The sequence below is a fragment of the Synechococcus sp. PCC 7336 genome (assembly GCF_000332275.1).
In the GTDB taxonomy this organism is placed as follows: Bacteria; Cyanobacteriota; Cyanobacteriia; order Thermostichales; family PCC-7336; genus PCC-7336.
This window is the reverse complement of record NZ_CM001776.1, coordinates 3,256,933-3,273,890: the sequence shown is the minus strand read 5'-3', so window position 1 is coordinate 3,273,890 and position 16,958 is coordinate 3,256,933. Positions and strand designations below refer to the sequence as shown.

At 52.5% G+C, this 16,958-nt stretch carries 14 protein-coding genes; 9 read left to right on the top strand and 5 right to left on the bottom strand.

Features of this window, described 5'->3' with window-relative positions; translation table 11 throughout:
* Positions 1-43 precede the first annotated feature (43 nt).
* Positions 44-1,915, top strand: coding sequence for a glutaminase A (glsA, locus tag SYN7336_RS15735; RefSeq protein ID WP_038027176.1), 1,872 nt, complete (start codon positions 44-46; stop codon positions 1,913-1,915).
* Between the two features lie 97 nt (positions 1,916-2,012).
* Here the strand turns inward: glsA and SYN7336_RS15730 are convergent, their stop codons facing one another.
* The 4 genes from SYN7336_RS15730 to larB form a co-directional block, all read right to left on the bottom strand.
* Positions 2,013-4,310: an ATP-binding protein gene (locus tag SYN7336_RS15730; protein WP_017326911.1), complete on the bottom strand. Its 2,298-nt coding sequence runs from the start codon at positions 4,308-4,310 to the stop codon at positions 2,013-2,015.
* 139 nt (positions 4,311-4,449) lie between these two features.
* Positions 4,450-5,466, bottom strand: a complete 1,017-nt coding sequence (hemH, locus tag SYN7336_RS15725; RefSeq protein ID WP_017326910.1) for a ferrochelatase — start codon at positions 5,464-5,466, stop codon at positions 4,450-4,452.
* A gap of 148 nt (positions 5,467-5,614) precedes the next feature.
* A complete protein-coding gene (locus SYN7336_RS26215; RefSeq protein WP_017326909.1) occupies positions 5,615-6,322 on the bottom strand; it encodes a DUF475 domain-containing protein in 708 nt (235 codons plus the stop codon).
* Positions 6,323-6,476: 154 nt separating this feature from the next.
* On the bottom strand, positions 6,477-7,262 hold the full coding sequence (gene larB / locus SYN7336_RS15715; RefSeq protein ID WP_017326908.1) for a nickel pincer cofactor biosynthesis protein LarB: 786 nt from the start codon (positions 7,260-7,262) through the stop codon (positions 6,477-6,479).
* Positions 7,263-7,417: 155 nt separating this feature from the next.
* Between larB and SYN7336_RS15710 the strand changes: the two genes are divergently transcribed.
* The 4 genes from SYN7336_RS15710 (at position 7,418) to fabI (ending at position 11,755) form a co-directional block, all read left to right on the top strand.
* The gene (locus tag SYN7336_RS15710) at positions 7,418-8,269 is read left to right on the top strand and encodes a Uma2 family endonuclease (RefSeq protein WP_017326907.1); all 852 of its coding nucleotides are present in this window, start codon (positions 7,418-7,420) and stop codon (positions 8,267-8,269) included.
* A gap of 175 nt (positions 8,270-8,444) precedes the next feature.
* A complete protein-coding gene (gene coaBC / locus SYN7336_RS15705) occupies positions 8,445-9,668 on the top strand; it encodes a bifunctional phosphopantothenoylcysteine decarboxylase/phosphopantothenate--cysteine ligase CoaBC (protein WP_017326906.1) in 1,224 nt (407 codons plus the stop codon).
* 72 nt (positions 9,669-9,740) lie between these two features.
* Positions 9,741-10,736, top strand: coding sequence for a ketol-acid reductoisomerase (ilvC, locus tag SYN7336_RS15700; RefSeq protein WP_017326905.1), 996 nt, complete (start codon positions 9,741-9,743; stop codon positions 10,734-10,736).
* Positions 10,737-10,978: 242 nt separating this feature from the next.
* On the top strand, positions 10,979-11,755 hold the full coding sequence (gene fabI / locus SYN7336_RS15690) for an enoyl-ACP reductase FabI (protein WP_026101054.1): 777 nt from the start codon (positions 10,979-10,981) through the stop codon (positions 11,753-11,755).
* 59 nt (positions 11,756-11,814) lie between these two features.
* Here fabI and SYN7336_RS15685 read toward each other — a convergent pair whose 3' ends face one another.
* Complete coding sequence (locus tag SYN7336_RS15685; protein WP_017326902.1) at positions 11,815-12,675, bottom strand: WYL domain-containing protein; 861 nt, start codon at positions 12,673-12,675, stop codon at positions 11,815-11,817.
* Positions 12,676-12,796: 121 nt separating this feature from the next.
* Between SYN7336_RS15685 and cas3 the strand changes: the two genes are divergently transcribed.
* The 4 genes from cas3 (at position 12,797) to SYN7336_RS15660 (ending at position 16,956) form a co-directional block, all read left to right on the top strand.
* A complete protein-coding gene (cas3, locus tag SYN7336_RS15680) occupies positions 12,797-14,968 on the top strand; it encodes a type I-D CRISPR-associated helicase Cas3' (protein WP_017326901.1) in 2,172 nt (723 codons plus the stop codon).
* Between the two features lie 305 nt (positions 14,969-15,273).
* Positions 15,274-15,459 (top strand): hypothetical protein, encoded by a 186-nt coding sequence (locus tag SYN7336_RS31550; RefSeq protein WP_017326900.1) that lies wholly within the window; start codon positions 15,274-15,276, stop codon positions 15,457-15,459.
* 391 nt (positions 15,460-15,850) lie between these two features.
* The gene (locus SYN7336_RS15665; protein ID WP_017326898.1) at positions 15,851-16,510 is read left to right on the top strand and encodes a DUF433 domain-containing protein; all 660 of its coding nucleotides are present in this window, start codon (positions 15,851-15,853) and stop codon (positions 16,508-16,510) included.
* Complete coding sequence (locus SYN7336_RS15660; RefSeq protein ID WP_017326897.1) at positions 16,507-16,956, top strand: DUF86 domain-containing protein; 450 nt, start codon at positions 16,507-16,509, stop codon at positions 16,954-16,956. Before SYN7336_RS15665 ends, SYN7336_RS15660 begins: the two co-directional genes overlap by 4 nt.
* The last annotated feature ends 2 nt before the right edge of the window (positions 16,957-16,958 follow it).

Genomic DNA, 16,958 nt, shown 5'->3' with positions numbered 1-16,958 from the left:
TAGTATTACTCAAATTGTATATTACTTAAGTATCATGGAAATAATGCTTGAATCCCTCAGGCTCTCAGCGCAAACCAGCTCGCCAGTCCAAAACTATATTAATTATCTCCACGACAAATACATAAATCTTAAAGAAGGGAACGTTGCAGACTATATCCCAGAGCTAGCTAAAGTCTATCCAGATTGGTTTGGCATTTGCCTCGCTTCAGTAGATGGGAAAATTTATGAAGTTGGAGATACAAATCAGTCTTTTACCATACAGTCTATTTCTAAAGCATTTGCCTATGGAATTGCGCTTGAGGATAATGGACTAGATAAGGTAATCGATAAAGTATCGGTCGAGCCTAGTGGCGATGCATTCAACTCCATCAGTCTTGAAGAAGGGTCGGGTCGTCCTTTCAATCCAATGATTAATGCTGGCGCGATCGCTGTCGTCAATTTAATTCAAGGAGTTACTCCAGAACAAAAATTTAATCGTATTCTCGAGCGCTTCTCGCAATATGCTGGTCGAGCACTCAGCCTCGATCGCAATGTCTATGAATCGGAAAGTAAGACTGGAGATCGAAATAGGGCGATCGCCTGGATGTTGAAGAATTTTAATATCATCGAAGCCCATCAAGATCCTATGAATGCGATCGATGCTTATTTTCGTCAATGCTCGATTGCGGTGAATTGTCGCGATTTAGCTCTTATGGGAGCGACGCTAGCCAATTCTGGAACGAACCCTCTTACGGGGCAGGTATGCTTGGAACCAAAATATGTCACGAATGTGCTGAGTGTTATGGGCACAAGTGGTATGTATAACTATGCAGGAGAATGGGTATTTAGAGTAGGTTTACCTGCAAAAAGTGGAGTTGGGGGTGGTATTGTTGCTGTGCTGCCCGGTCGATTAGCCATTAGTGTCTTCTCGCCGCGATTGGATAAGCTCGGCAACAGTGTACGCGGCATTGCTGTGTGTAGCGACCTATCGGCCAATTTTGACTTGCACCTTTTCAATGCACCCACTTCGACCAGCCCAATTCGCCTCAGTCACAATGCTTCTCAAGTGAGTTCGTCTAGATTGAGATCTCCTATAGAAGTTGATTTCTTGAGCAAACAGGGCCAACGGATTCGGCTTTACGAACTTCAAGGGAACTTGACATTTTCAACAACTGAGATATGTGTTCGAGAAATTGTTGAAGGAGTCAAAGGAATAGATTTTTTGATTATTGACTTTAAGCGAGTTCTGGGAATCGATCCAGCGGCTTGTTGGCTGCTAGCTAATCTATTTGAAAATCTGACTGAGAGTGATAGCTTTGAAGTCGTTCTCACCCATTTAGATTCTGTACGTCCATTCGAAGACTATATCCAAGAGAAATGTAGCGATCGCTTATCCCAAAAAGTAAAATTATTCATCGAGAATGATTTTGCGATCGAGTGGTGTGAAACCCAGCTAATCTCTAGAGAACTCAGTCCACTTCATCTGTTGGAAGAGTTCTGCCCGTTACAGGAACAACAGCTATGTGTAGGACTGAGCGAAGAAGAAATACGATGTTTACACAGTTTCTTGGAACTCAGAAGCTATTCGGCTGATGATGTAATTTGCCATAAAGGAGAGAAGGCTGATGAAGTCTTCTTTCTGCTAAAGGGGGAAGTCATGGTTGTTATTTCACTGCAGGATGGCAAACAAAAGCGCCTTGCGACGATTACACCTGGAATGGCTTTTGGTGAAATACCTTTGGTTGGTATATTCGAGAGGACTGCTGATATTATTGTGCCTAGGCATTCTGAATGTTACGTGCTTTCAAAAGTTCAATTTGAGCGTTTAAGTGTAGAGCAACCTGCACTGAAGGGAAAAATCTTGACTAATCTATGCCGTATTTTGTTTGAACGCCTGAGAAAAGCCAATAAGGAGATAGAGTTTCTCTGTCATTAGGTACCGAGAGTTCGCAAGCCCCAATGGTCATACCCATCCTCAAACATAAGCTGGCTTTTGGGTTGCACTGATTTCAGTACCATTCTGCCAAAGTTCCTCATGCGCCCTTTTCCACAGCCGACAGCGTAAAGTAAAATGTCGAGCCCTTGCCATAGTTTGATTCCAGCCAAATTCGCCCCCCATGACGCTCCACAATTTTTTTGACAATTGTCAAACCGGCTCCCGTACCTCCTCCATATTGCTTTTGGGCATGTAGTCGCTTGAACAGGCGGAAAATCGTCTCGCGATGGCGTTCGCGAATGCCAATGCCGTTATCGCGAACGTAAATGACCGCAGGCGCAGATTCAATTAGGAACTCTTCCATCCAACCCAATTTCCATTGTTCGTCGCCAGCGAGATAGCCAATCTCCACCCACACTTCAGGACTGTCGTTGTACTTGAGAGCGTTGCCAATCAAATTGCTAAATACTTCGTTCGTCAAGACTGGATCGCATTCCACAATTGGCAAGGGACGAGGAATGCGGAAACTGGCCTCAGATCCTTGAGGATTCATGCGGGCCACTTCAATGGCTCGATCTAGCAATAGATTCAGGTCGACTGGCCGTCGCTGCAATTCCGCCCGCCCCAGTTGCGAGAATCGCAGCAGCACGTCAAGCAGCGACTCCATGCGCCGGGTGAGACGCACCACAGTTTTCAGGCGATCGCGACCCTCGCCATCCAAAATCTCCCCATAGTCTTCTAGCAAAAACACCGCGTAATTGTGGATGCCCCGCAGCGGCTCTTTCAGATCGTGGGAAGCTGCGTAGGCAAACGAATCTAACGCTTCATTACTGCGTCGCAATTCGGCGATGATGCGGGTCAACTCATCGGCAGTACCGAAGATAATTCCCACCAGCGCTGCTCGAAAGTCGAGCGCACTTTCAATCTCGCATTCTTGCCAAGGCAGAGCCGTGTGCCCGACCGTTTCTTGCCATCGCTCAAATGAGTGTCTCGGATCGAGTGTGGAGAGATCTGACTCTCTCTCAGAAGCTTCCGGTGGGGGCTCTCCTGCCCAATCGATCGCTTGGAGAATTGCGGGCCGAAACCACAGAATCGAGAGGCGGCGCACCCGAGCAAGTTGCAGCAGCATGAGGCCGCTAGCGGTTTCGGCAAACTCCACCGCAGGCTCGTACAGGTGGGGAAGTTGATGGGTGTAGAACAGGGGACCGGTTGCCTGTCCTTCCGCCCAATCCAAAAGTTCCCGCACTCGATCCAAATTGGGGGTATTGCCCGCCAGTGAAATCTCATCCTGCCAGCAGACGGCAACACCCTCAGCCCCAACCAGCTCGATCGCGCGAGGATCGGGTTTCATTAATGCGTCCGCAAGGCGATCGCCCTGCGAGAGGAATTCGAGAAACTGAGCCTGACGGGATTTGAGTTCGAGTGTGTAATCGAAATCGGCCCGACTCACTTGATGGGCCAACTCCTGTGACAGGGCTTGTGCCAATAACTCGACCGCGCTGCGAACGCTATAGGACAAATATTTCGGCTCTGCGTGGTGGCAAGAGACGAGCCCCCACAATTGCCCTTTGCGCAATAGCGAAAACGCTAGCAGAGCACTCACCTGCATATTGCGGTGGTACTCTACACAACAGGGGTGGACACTTCTCAGCAGCGCTCCACTCAGATCGAGCGGAGGACTGTCCGGGGTCTGTTCTGGCCAGAGGGCGACGGGTTCGGCAGCCAGATCGGGAATGAAGCGAAACAGTCCTCGGCGATACAGTTTTCTCGCAGCAGGAGGAATATCGCTAGCGGGATAGTGCAACCCCAAATAGCTGGGCAGTGAATCCCGTTTCGATTCAGCCACCACCGCTCCGGCTTCTCGTTCGTCAAATTGATAGACCAAAACGCGATCGAACCCCGCCAGCGCGCGAATTGAGTCTGCCGCCAGTTGGAGGAGAGCCTCCAACCCCTCTGCCTGCTGCAGTTGGGCAAGGGTGTTGCGCACCCGAGCGAAGAGACGAGTGAATTCCAGATTTTGAGGCTCGCTGAGGGGCTCTAGCTCCAGAATGGCTAAGCGATCGGTGCGATGGACTGAGACAAAGAAAGATTTCGGTCCGCTGGGGGTGGCAATATCGAGTTGCAACTGTCCCAGTCCGATGCGATCGGCAGCGAGCTCTAGGCGTACCTGCTCCAAATCGGCTGGACTCAGCCAGTCCTGAAGTGAAGTTCCCAATAGGTTTTGGGGAGCGACGCCCACAAAGGTTTGCGTATTGCTGCTGACTCGAACGATCTGGAACTGCTCGTCTGCGGCCAGTAGGAAGCCGTGGGGTTGAATCGAGCCAGGAGCGGCGAGGGACCGGTTTTCATACCAGTTCTCAGCTTGGTTCGGCGAGGGGTCGTCCTGCTGGCTCATTTCGATCGCACCTCTAGGCATCACTGGCCCCGACGCTTTATGCTCGCATGGAACACCTCATATATTTTATTTTTTCTTTATATTTAGTTACGTTTTACCGATGGTTCCGAACGAGTCGAACGCACCAGCCGGGCCATTGTTATGCAATAGAACTTAACTCGGGCTCGGCAGACTGCTTATCGGCGTCCCCCAAATAAGGTGTCACCATGTCGGCCAAGGCAGCGATAAAGTCGGGGTCGCTATTGAGGCAGGGAACGCGACGGAAAGTGCGCATACCCGCCTCTAAGGCCAACTCGCGGTACTCGCGATCGATCTCGTCGAGGGTTTCGATGTGCTCGGAGATAAAGCTGATGGGCACCACCACCAAATCCCGCACCCCCCGAGCCGCCAATTGGGGCAGGACATCTTCGGTATAGGGGCTGAGCCATTTCACTGGCCCCACTCGACTTTGGTAGGAGAGGGTGTAGTCATTGGGGCGATCGAGGTGCTTCCAAATTAACTTGACGCAGGCTTCCATCTCTTTCTGGTAGGGGTCGCCTGCTGAGGTGACATAGCTTTCGGGAATGCCGTGGGCGCTAAACAGGACGTGGGCTTTGTCGGGCTCGTCTAGGGCATCCAGTTCGCGGGCGATATAGCGGGCCATCGTGTCGAGATAGCGGGGCTGGTCGTACCAAGAGTTAATCGAAAAGCGTTCGATTTTGGCCAGTTGCGGGTCGTTGGCCCAGAGTTCGTCCAGCAACTTGAGGCTGGAGCCAGTGGTGCTGATGGAGTATTGAGGATAGAGGGGCAAAATCGCCACCCGCTCGATGCCGTCGGTCACCAGTTGGCGAACTGTTTCTTCGGTGAAAGGGTTCCAGTAGCGCATGGCGATATAGACGGACACGTCGTAGCCGTCAGCGGCAAGGCGATCGCGCAGGGCATTCGCCTGTTCTTCTGTTAGCTTGCGCAGGGGAGAACCGCCGCCAATTCTGGCATAGTTCTTTGCGGACTTTTGCGATCGCATCGTCGAGATAAACCAGGCCAGGGGTTTTTGCATCCAGGTAAATGGCAACCGGATGATTTCGGGATCGGCAAACAGGTTGTACAGAAACGGTTTGACATCTGCCAGTGTTTCCGGCCCCCCTAAGTTGAGAAACAAGACTCCGGTTCTAGGCATGGCGATTGAAGGGTGAGGTGGACTGGTTTTAGTGTAACTTAACGTTTTCTCAGACTTGGCACACAAATCGTTGCGAGATCGGGTAAAACCTGAAATATCCCGCAACATATTAGAGCCCTGCTGCGCTTTCAGCACAAACTGCGATCGCCTATTCCAGCTCTACAACCGTCGCGTTCGGGTTGCGCTTCGAAAACCCCCAGGCAAAGAACGTGCCGATAATTCCCACCATCAGCCATTGGGGGAGGGCGAACTCCGGCATGACAATCTCGGCCAACATGCGGGTGCCCACAAACGCAATCATGTAGTATGCCGCATCTTCCAGGCGGACGTATTCATCCAGTAAACCGACAAAAAAGGAGGCCATGTAGCGCATTAAGGTGATGCCCAGCAGGCCGCCTAAAATCACGATCCAGGCTTTTGACGACACGCCGACAGAGGCGGCGATGCTGTCGAGGGAAAAGGCGATATCGGTCAGTTCGACCAGGACAATCGTTTGCCAGAAGTTGGCGGTATTGGGAACCGCATCGATCGATTCATCGGCCACGTCGCGAAAATGCTGCGCAACGAGCCAGAGCAGATAGAGTCCTCCTGCTAATTTGGCAGGCCAATATCCCAAGATCTGCGTTGCCCCCAGAATCGCGGCAATCCGAAAGGAGTAGGCTCCCACGATGCCCCATCGCAGTGCCCGATCGCGTTCCGTCCCCGTGGGTAGGTGGCGCACCATGGTCGCCAAGGCGACTGCGTTATCGGCAGATAGAGCGGCTTCTAAAACCACAAGGGCCGCGATCGCCAATAGATCCGACCACTCTAGCGATCGCAGAATATCGTTTAGCAGATCGAGACCGATGGTGTCCATAGTGCATCCGATGGGGGGTTAAATCATTATCGCCAGCAAATTCGCTAAAACTACCCCTGCGATCGATCGACCTGGGCAGACGTTAAACTTAGCCGCGAGCTGGGTGGAGTTAAAGTCTTTACAAACAGACTCCTTTACAATAGTTAACACATTCTCATAATGTCTTGGCAAGGTTTGCGGCAGTTCTTAAGATTTGCAGGGCCAAGATGGCTGCGCCAAAGCCATTGTCGATATTCAGCACCCCCACCCCTGCCGCACAAGAGTTCAGCATCGTCAGCAATGCCGCGACGCCGCCAAAGCTAGCCCCGTACCCGACGCTGGTGGGCACTGCCACCACGGGGCAATCGGCTAGCCCCGCCACCACACTGGCCAGAGCCCCCTCCATACCGGCCACCACAATCAGCACATCCGAGCGGGTGAGAATATCGCGATTGTGCAGCAGGCGATGGATGCCTGCCACCCCCACATCCCACAGCCGCTCCACCGTTGCGCCGCAGAGCTCGGCGGTGACGGCGGCTTCTTCGGCCACCGGCAGATCGGATGTGCCTGCGGTGATGACACCAATGGTGCCGGGGTATTGAGGTTTGGCGGGTTGGGGCAAGTGGGCGATGCGGGCCGTCGCGGCATATTCCAACTGGGGCAGGTCGAGGCGCAGGCGATCGCAGATCTCGGGTTCAATGCGGGTGGCCATTGCCACACTGCCGCGATCGTGGAGGTTTTGCAGAATCTGGGAGATCTGCTCGGGGGTTTTGCCCGGTCCCCAAACCGCTTCGGGGATGCCGTTGCGCATGGGTCGCTGGTGGTCGATGCGGGCAAAGTCACCCACCTGTTCGAAGGGGGCAAATTTCAGCTTGGCGGCGGCTTCTTCCGGGCTAACCGTGCCGCTAGCGACATTTTGGAGGAGAAGACGCAGTTGGTCGGAGTCGATCGCGGCGGACATGGGGTAAGCAGAGTCAGGACTGCTTTTATTGTCGGCTAGGTGGCGAAGGATTGGCTGATTTGGCTTGGAGTCTGGCTCTCGCAGAGATAGCCCCGACCCACTTCGCTACGATCCACTTCGCTACGATAGAGTGAGCTCAACTTGGAGCGGGCCTGATGGTACAGTTCAAACCCCGGCAACACCTCCCCACTCAAGACGAACTGCCCGAAACTGACTTTGCCCCTGTGGATAGCGAATTGCAAACGCTCGTCGCCAGCCTCTTGGGCGATCTCCTCGCTTGGCACTGGCGCGATCGCAGCGATTGGTTCTGGGGCATTAACTTAGGGGTTTATTACAAACTCAATACACCTGCCATTGTCCCGGATGGTTTCTTGAGTCTCGGTGTGGAACAGTTCGATCGCTCGGACGGCAGACAGAGCTATGTGGTCTGGCATGAGGGCGCACTCCCCATTCTGGTGGTGGAATACGTCTCTCGCAGCTACGGGCAAGAGTACGACGCCAAGCTGGAAGAATACGCCAGGATCGGCGTGTTGTACTACGCGATCTACAACCCCGTTTACTGCTCCCGCAAACGGCGTCAGCCCTTAGAGATTTACCGACTTGAAGGCGATCGCTACGTCTTGCAGGCGGGGAACCCCGTTTGGCTGCCGGAGATTGACTTGGGCTTGGGCAGAGAGTCTGGCACTTACCGAAATTGCCAGAGGGAGTGGCTCTACTGGTACGACCGCGAGGGGAATCGACTGGCGGCACCGGCAGAGGTGGCCGAGCAGGAGAGCCAGCGGGCTGAACAGGCTTTACTGGCTAAGCAGGAGAGCCAACGCGCTGAACGAGAAGCGTTGCGACAGGCCGAGCGGGAGAGCCAGCGGGCTGAACAGGCTTTACTGGCTAAGCAGGAGAGCCAACGCGCTGAACGAGAAGCGTTGCGACAGGCCGAGCGGGAACGACAGTTGCGCGAAGAGCTGCTGGACAAACTCCGACAACAAGGAATCGATCCAAATACGCTCTAGCTCGCGAAAAGACCCATCAAATGCCAACTTGTCATGACTGTGGCTAGGCGATCGACCCCGACAAAAGGACTGTTTCCGCTAAAGGGGTGTTTCGGTTTTTGGACAGTGGCGACATTCGCCAGCAGGATTGTGACGGGGGGGGGTGAGGTTTCGCAATCATCTAGGAGCGATCTCCGTGCAGAATTTTTGGCCGGGAAGACGTATCGTCATTGGCGTCTGCGGCGGTATTGCCGCCTACAAAATAGGCGAATTGGTTTCGACCTTGGCCAAGGCAGGAGCTGACGTCAAGGTCGTCCTCACCTCCTCTGCCGAACAATTTGTGACGCCCCTCACATTTGCCACCCTTTCCCGTCAATCCGCCCACACCGACGCCGATTTCTGGCATCGCAGCGCCGGACGCCCGTTACATATCCAACTAGCTGACTGGGCGGAGGCGATCGTGCTGGCTCCCCTGACTGCCAACACCCTCGGCAAACTGGCCCACGGCTTAGCCGATAACTTGCTAACCAATCTGTTGTTGGCCTCCACCTGTCCGGTGTTGTTAGCCCCCGCCATGAATACCGACATGTGGAAGCAGCCGACGGTACAGCGCAATTGGCAGCAACTGCTTGCGGATGCCCGATATTGGTCGATGAATCCCAGCTCGGGGCGATTGGCCTGCGATGCAGAAGGGCCGGGGCGACTGCCCGAGCCAGCCGCGATCGCCACTCAACTGATGGCCTTGCTGTGGACGAAAGGAATCCCGGATTGGACCGATCGCCGCGTTTTAGTCAGTGGCGGCGGCACCCGCGAATTTCTCGACCCGGTGCGGTTTATCGGCAATCCCTCCTCTGGCAAAATGGGCTGGGCGATCGCCCGAGCTGCTCGCGATCGCGGTGCTGCAGTCAGCTTAGTTCACGCGCCCCTTTCTCTAGCCCCCGACGCAAATCATCTAGACGGGATTGCTACAGTCGAGGTTCAAACTGCGGCGGAGATGCGATCGCACCTACTCGAACAGTTCCCGCAGGCGGATTTCACCTTTATGGCTGCAGCGGTGGGAGATGTGCGACCGACAACCAGAGCCGCCACGAAATTGCCCAAGTCAGACCTACCCGCCCAACTCCCCCTCGAAACCATCCCCGATATTGTGGGGGAACTCAGCCAGAAACAACAGCCCCGCCAGAAGCTTGTCGGATTTGCTGCCCAGACCGGAGATCCACTGCCTGCAGCGATCGCCAAATTGGAGCAGAAGGGGTTAGACGCGATCGTCGCCAATCCGATCGATCGCCCCAATCGCGGTTTTGACAGCCGCGATAACGAAGCCACAGTCATCAGCCGAGACGGACGCCAGATCGCGATCGCCCCCTGCCCCAAGTTACTTCTAGCCCACCAACTGTTAGATTTTGCCAAGACCCTCTAGAGTCAACCCCAGAACTTGGTATCCTAGATAGGCTTTTGGAACGATTCAGGAACACCGACCGGGAACACCGTAATGGCACAGTTGTACTACGATGCGGATGCAAATCTCGATTTGCTCGCGGATAAAACCGTTGCAGTGATTGGCTTTGGCAGCCAGGGGCACGCTCATGCCCTCAACCTGCACGATAGCGGTGTCAAGGTCATTGTGGGCCTGTATGAAGGCAGTCGCTCTTGGGCTAAGGCGGAAGCTGACGGTCTGACGGTGATGCCGGTCTCGGATGCTTGTACCGCTGCCGATATGATTGTGATTCTGCTGCCGGATGAAACCCAAAAGCGCATCTACGCCACCCAAATCGAGCCCAACCTCAAAGAGGGCGATACTCTCCTGTTCGCCCACGGCTTCAACATCAACTTCGGCCAGATCCTGCCTCCCGCCGACGTCAATGTCATCATGGTGGCCCCCAAAGGTCCCGGTCACTTGGTTCGCCGCACCTATCAACATGGCGAAGGTGTTCCCTGTCTATTTGCCGTCGAGCAGGATGCCACCGGCACTGCCCGCGATTTGGCCATGGCCTACGCCAAAGGAATTGGCGGCACCCGAGGCGGCATCTTAGAAACCAGCTTCCGCGAAGAGACAGAAACAGACCTATTCGGCGAACAGGCCGTGCTGTGCGGCGGTTTAACTGCCCTGATCAAGGCGGGTTTTGAAACTCTGGTGGAAGCGGGATATCAACCCGAGCTGGCTTACTTTGAATGCCTGCACGAAGTCAAGCTGATCGTCGATTTGATCGTCGAGGGCGGCTTGGCAAAAATGCGTCACAGCATCTCCAATACGGCTGAGTATGGCGACTATACTCGCGGTCCTCGCATCGTGACTGAAGATACCAAAGTTGCTATGAAGAAGATCTTAGAGGAGATCCAAACCGGTCAGTTTGCGAAGGAATTTGTGCTAGAAAATGCTTCTGGCGGCACCAGCTTTAACGCTATGCGACGTATTGAGGCCGAGCATCCCGTCGAAGAGGTGGGTAAAGATTTGCGAGCCATGTTTAGCTGGCTGAAAAAAGTCTAGAGATGGCAGAGATCGCCCCACGTCACTACCTATTTCCAGTGGTCATCGAGCGAGATGAAGAGGGTTACTTCGTCTACTGCCCTTCACTACAAGGGTGCTTGACCCAAGGAGATTCGTAGGAAGAGGCGATCGCCAATATCGAAGATGCGATTCGCTTGCATGTAGGAGACCGCATTGCGAATCACAAACCAGTTCCGACTTATTGCTGACGCGAGCTTGGCTGAAAAAGAGGTTTTTTGATGTTGCTGGATCTAACAGGAAAAAGAGCGCTGATAACAGGCATCGCCAACAATCGCTCGATCGCTTGGGGCATTGCTCAACAGTTACACGCGGCGGGAGCTCGGCTGGCGGTCACTTACTTGCCGGACGAGCGCGGCAAGTTCGAAGGCAAGGTGACGAAACTCACTGAGCCCCTTGCGCCCGAAATGCTGCTGCCCTGCAATGTTGGCAGTGACGAGCAAATTGAGGGGGTGTTTGAGGCGATCGCCGACCAGTGGGGCGGTTTGGATATCCTGATCCACTGCTTGGCCTTCGTCAAAAAAGAAGAGCTGTCGGGGGATTTTACCAACACGTCTCGCGATGGCTTCTCGCTGGCGATGGACATCAGCAGCTTCTCTTTGGTGGCGCTGTGCAAAGCGGCTAAGCCCCTGATGGGCGAGGGCAGCAGTGTTGTGACGCTGAGCTATTTGGGGGGCGTGCGGGTGGTGCCCAACTACAACATGGCGGGCATTACCAAAGCAGCCCTAGAAATGAACGTGCGCTATCTCGCCAGCGAACTCGGGCCACAAGGCACTCGGGTGAATGCGATTTCTGCCGGCCCAATTCGGACTTTGGCCTCAGCGGCGATCGGCGACTTCCACTCCATGCTCAATAGGGTGGAAGAAAAAGCACCGTTGCGGCGCAATGTCACCCAAACGGAAGTGGGCAATACGGCAGCTTTCCTCTGCAGCGACCTGGCCAGCGGCATTACCGGTCAAACGATCTATGTCGATAGCGGTTTTAGTATTTTGGGGGCCTAGCGCTGCAATCTCGAAGGCAGCCTCTTCCGATCGCCCTCGGGGAATAGAGGCTGGAATGATTAGGTTTGGGCATGGTAAATGTTCCACAAATACTGCACTTTAAGCCTAAATTGTTCCCGAATATTGTCTGGGCCGAGGATGATGCAATCTTCGCCATAGGGAAAGATTTCTCGAAAAAACCAAAAGGTGCTGGAAATCTTTCGGACAATTTTGCGGCGAGTGGGGGAGTCCAGCCATTCGCTCTGCCGATCTTCTTTTCTCGCTTGGTAGGCAAAAGCGAGTCCGCGATGGAGTTCGAATTCAATATCGATGGTGTCCAAACTAGATTTCCAATTTCTGGGACAAGTGACGATCGCGGCTTCGGGGATGCGATCGAGGCGGAGGCTCCAGTTGTGGGATAGGGCCGGGATATCTTGGTTGCCGTCGGTTTCTTCGCACCAGCAATTGAGGTATTCGCGTTTTTCGATGCGATCGATGTGGGCATGATGGACGGTGAAGCTGAAGGGACGGTCGGCGGCGTCTCGATAGGTGAGGCGGAAGGGTTGGTTTTGCCGGATTTGGCGATCGATGTCGGTGCGCCAGGTGGGGACTGGGTTTTGTAGGAATGCTTCTAGCTCTTGGCGTAGGGGGATAGACTTTAATTCACTGCGTTCGAGGAGCAGGGTAGCGATCGCCTTGGCTTCGTCTGTTTTGCCTAGATCCTGTAGGTTTTTGCGGGCGAGGTTGAGGGCTTTGAGGCGATCGGACGACCAATCGTGGTTGGGGGCGATGTGCAGCTCGTGGTTGGCGATCGCCTTGAGTAATTTAGAAATGTTGGGCTTGTCTCCCCAGGTCTGCCCGAACTCCAGCGCCAACTGCTCTAGCTGGGCTTTGTCGCGTTCTGCAATGGAGAGGGTGATGGAGGAGCGTTTGCGAGCCATAGTTGAGCAGGTCTAAGTGTACGTACACTTTATCTGTGCATCTGTCGATCGATCCTATATTCTCTGCCAATATGGATTTATGCAATGAGATACGTACACTTCACTAGTCAGTTGTGCTGTTATGTATTCAATTCGGCTAAAACCTGTTTATTCTTGTCCTACTGATGACATCCCTGCCGGAATCGAGCTACCCGCTGGCTGGAGGCTGGCATGGCACCAGGTCGAAACTCTCAAGGCATTGCGCGATCCCGAGGTGGATGTGGTGTTTAACACGGCAATGACGGGGGACGGCAAAAGTCTGGCGGCGTACTTAGACGTTTTGCAGGGGGAAAGTTCTGCAATCGGGCTGTATCCCACGAATGCTCTGGCTGGCGATCAAGAGGCTCAAGTCAAGGACTATATTGCTCAGTTTCAACCCTCAAATGCTCCACGGGTCAATCGGCTGAGTGGGCCTGAGTTGGAAATTTATGCGGAAAATGAAGGGCTGCGGAAGGGAAGCGCGATCGCGTCTCGTGCTGGTCAATCCGAAGTTCTCATCACAAACCCCGATATCTTCCACTACCTCCACCGAGGAGCATATCTCACTAGCAAGGACGCCCCAGATAAACTCTGGAACCGCATCGATAAAGACTTTGAGCTGTTTATTTTTGACGAGTTCCACGTTTTCGCTGCACCTCAGGTTGCCAGTGTTCTCAATACGATGCTGTTGATTCGGGTCACAAACCGGCGCAAGACGTTTCTGTTTCTATCGGCAACCCCTAGCGAATCGCTCCTCAAACGTCTGGAAGTGGCTGGATTTCGCTGCCGTTCGATCGATCCCATTGACAAGGGCAAGTACCAATTCCCCAATACGAAGGCAGAGGTAGACGAGCTGAACGCAAAACATTGGCGGCAGGTGGCCCGTTCCATTGACCTTACCTTTGTACCGATGGAGCCGACTTCTCAATCGTCTGAGACTTGGCTCAAGGAGAATCAGGATCGGATTCTGCATCAGTTCTTGGATCGTCCTGGCAGCAAGGGGGCAATCATCCTGAACTCCATTGCTGCAGTGAAACGCTTGACGCCCATCTTCAGAACACTCTTTGCGAATCATGGTTTGAGCGTTCGAGAGAACACTGGGCTATCTGGTCATCGAGAAAAGGCTGCGTCTCTGGCAGCCGACCTGGCGATCGGCACTAGCACGATTGATGTTGGTGTCGATTTCAAAATCAATTTCCTCGTGTTTGAATCGTCGGATGCAGGTAACTTTATTCAGCGCTTAGGGCGCTTGGGTCGCCACGATGGCTATGAGAAAAATGGGCAGGAAGTCCAGTTTGATGGCTTTAGCGCCTATGCTCTGGTGCCTAATTTCTTTGTGGAGCGGTTGTTTTCAGGCAAGGATGCCGTGTTGGTGGATGGTGAGAGTTGCGATCGCATCACTTTCCAAACCCTTATCCGCAGCAAGTACCGCCAAATCAACGACTTTGAGGGTTACTACAAACGCTGGGGCGCGGTGCAGTCGTTCAGGCTATGGCACAACCTCAGGCATCCATCCATCCAGAAGCAATATTCTGGCTCTCTACAACGCTTTCAGGCCAACTGCGAGGAGGTTTTCGAGATTCCTCTGAAGACGGTGGCGGGACGGGCAAGGGGCTGGGCCAGTGACTGGCACAAGCTTTCAGGCAAGAAAGGCAACCCAATTGCTGAAGATGCCGCCAGCTTTCGGGGGTCTAGTCCGCTGCAATGTGGCTTATATGATTTGACCGAAGTCCACGAGGGCGATCGCTTCAAAACCTACGACCTACCGGGAGTGCTCGGCAACCTAGAAATTGAGATGTGGAGCGAGAAGGCGTTTATGGCAACGCTTGAGGCAACTGCTGAGCATACTGGGCAGCCCATTCCTAAAGGGCGCTTCAAATACTGTTTGGGCTTTATGAAGTTGCGGGGCTATCGCGAAGAGCGGTTGAACTGGACGTTCACTTATCCTGGCGATCTTCAGCCCTTTGCTGATGCCTGGAAGGTGCAGGTATTATGGGGGCTGCAAATCTGGCAGCCAGATAATCCTTGGGCTGGGTCGATCGACCGACGGTTACAGCGGCAAGCGATGGTTTGCTATGTGTTGCGCAAGCCTGTGCGAGAGGTGCGCCTGCGGTTGCAGCTCCCCATGCACTTTCAGATTTATCCCATCAGCGATGCGAACAGTGTTCACGATGCAAACGCGCCTTACTCAGTGGCGTTCGGTCAGTCAGCTCTGCTGATTGACACTCTGGCTTACCGATTCAGAAACGATGGAGGTGAGATATGGGTTGTGTAGTTTTAATCCCTAAGAGGGATTCAGGGGCATTAGAGAAGAAAAAGCTTACGGCAGTAAGCACAGACTTGTTCGTTTCAATACCTAAGAGGGGTTGGCCACTTGAGTCATTCTTCTTGCCACGTTTATTTTCCTTGTAGATGTTGAACAAGTCAACGCTTGATACTGTTGAATAGGTCTGAGGCTTACTTCCTAAAAATAACTTGACGCCTGCTATCGAAATTTGTAGCTTAAAGCTGAAGGTCGCAAAAACTATACCTAACCAGGCATTTGCGATCCTTCTTGTAAACTATTCCCGACAAAAACACATGAAAAAGACAAATTTGCAACGCCTACTCGCTCTCCTGAAAGACGAGTTATGGCATCCAGCTGAGGAGTTAGTTCAAGAGGTTAGCTGGCGGTTTGGAGCCACAGTCCATGAAGCTCGTAACAAGGGTTACCGGATTGAGAAGCGTAGAATTGCCCACAATCGGTACGAGTATCGGTTGTTCTAATATAGCTAACCCGATTTCTTCTGGTGCATAGATTCCGATCTAAGTTAGATGCTCTGCGCCAGAAGAGAAGAGGGAGGCTACTCTAATAGCTTTCGGTAGTAAGGACAGACGTAGGTAGTCTTAACCCCCTGCAGCCACTAGTGCAAGGTTGGTAGAGTCACCAGCAAGGCCCTTCAATCTAAAAAGCTAAACAAGTTTCTCCTGCCTCCCTCTTCAATAGAGTGGTTATTCAAGATCGTGGAGTACACAATTACTGACTTGAAACATAGCGTTACTAAGATGACAGTCCAAATTCTGCTGAAGAAACTTATGCTGGGTCAGCACCACCAGGCGATCGAGTCCAGCATCCTGACCGATCGCGCGCGAAAAACCTTCTTTGGAGTCATACATCATGAATGAGCAAGAACTCCTCAGTCGCATTACGACAAGCCGAAAGATATTTGGTGGCAAGCCCATTATCCGAGGTCGCGGCATCGCAGTTGAGCATATCTTGGGCCTGTTAGCCGCAGGTGACACCTACGAAACCTTACTAGAAAGATACCCCTCACTAGAGCTAGAGGACATTCAGGCTTGTTTGCTTTATGCCCAAACATTGACCAAGAAAGTTCGACCAGGGCTAAAGGTTGATGAATTAGCCGACTCTATTCCTGAAATTCTCGAAAAAGCTCCTGACCTAAAATTGCTTGTTTTGTTTGGCTCCAGGGCTAGAGGTGATGCCGGTTCTGGTAGTGATTGGGATTTCGCTTTTTTATGCGATGAAGAGCAACAAAAGCAAGACGAGAAGCAGGAGTGGGATTTACTTCGGATTTGGGGAATTTTACAAGATGCTTATGACCTTTTAGACGATCGAATTGATGTTATCGACATGAAAGAATGCTCAGAGATTATGGCTCACTACATCGCACAAGATGGAAAGATATTATACGAAAGAGAGCCTGAACTCTTTGAGTCTTTTCGGCAAAAGATGTTAATGAGTGATTTCGAACTCAAGGCAATGCGGCAGCAGATACGCGAGAAAACCCTTCAAACCTTGCGAGAATTGAAGGCATGAATGAATTCAACCTCGATATTCTTTCTCGGAAAATAGATGTTATCAGGAGACGTTTGGAACGGCTCCAAAAATATCGCCTTCTTAGTCTCGAAGACTATCTAAATAGTGATGATATACAAGATATTATCGAGCGTAATTTAGAAGTTTCGATCCAGGCTGCGATTGATGTTAATAAATCCTTGTTAAAGCGAGTACTAGCTTTGAATACACAAGAGTTGCAAGATTTGAAAAACTCAGAGTCGTTCCTTCTATTAGCTCAAAACGGTATCCTTACCAACTCTCTTGCTAATGAACTAGCTAGATCTGCTGGATTTCGTAATGTGCTGGCACACCTTTATGACGAGCTAATTCCAGAAAGAGTCATTGACGCACTACAAAAAGCATTGAAATTTTATCCTGAATATCTTTATGAAATTCAATCCTACTTAGGTTCTTTAGAGGATTAGAC

Excerpts from the sequence above, each read along its gene's own strand:
- larB (WP_017326908.1), bottom strand. The coding sequence starts at position 7,262 with ATGTCCGCCGCGATCGACTCCGACCAACTGCGTCTTCTCCTCCAAAAT.
- SYN7336_RS15665 (WP_017326898.1), top strand. The coding sequence starts at position 15,851 with ATGAATGAGCAAGAACTCCTCAGTCGCATTACGACAAGCCGAAAGATA.
- cas3 (WP_017326901.1), top strand. The coding sequence starts at position 12,797 with ATGTATTCAATTCGGCTAAAACCTGTTTATTCTTGTCCTACTGATGAC.
- SYN7336_RS15710 (WP_017326907.1), top strand. The coding sequence starts at position 7,418 with ATGGTACAGTTCAAACCCCGGCAACACCTCCCCACTCAAGACGAACTG.
- SYN7336_RS26215 (WP_017326909.1), bottom strand. The coding sequence starts at position 6,322 with ATGGACACCATCGGTCTCGATCTGCTAAACGATATTCTGCGATCGCTA.
- glsA (WP_038027176.1), top strand. The coding sequence starts at position 44 with ATGCTTGAATCCCTCAGGCTCTCAGCGCAAACCAGCTCGCCAGTCCAA.
- ilvC (WP_017326905.1), top strand. The coding sequence starts at position 9,741 with ATGGCACAGTTGTACTACGATGCGGATGCAAATCTCGATTTGCTCGCG.
- SYN7336_RS31550 (WP_017326900.1), top strand. The coding sequence starts at position 15,274 with ATGAAAAAGACAAATTTGCAACGCCTACTCGCTCTCCTGAAAGACGAG.
- hemH (WP_017326910.1), bottom strand. The coding sequence starts at position 5,466 with ATGCCTAGAACCGGAGTCTTGTTTCTCAACTTAGGGGGGCCGGAAACA.
- SYN7336_RS15730 (WP_017326911.1), bottom strand. The coding sequence starts at position 4,310 with ATGAGCCAGCAGGACGACCCCTCGCCGAACCAAGCTGAGAACTGGTAT.
- SYN7336_RS15685 (WP_017326902.1), bottom strand. The coding sequence starts at position 12,675 with ATGGCTCGCAAACGCTCCTCCATCACCCTCTCCATTGCAGAACGCGAC.
- SYN7336_RS15660 (WP_017326897.1), top strand. The coding sequence starts at position 16,507 with ATGAATGAATTCAACCTCGATATTCTTTCTCGGAAAATAGATGTTATC.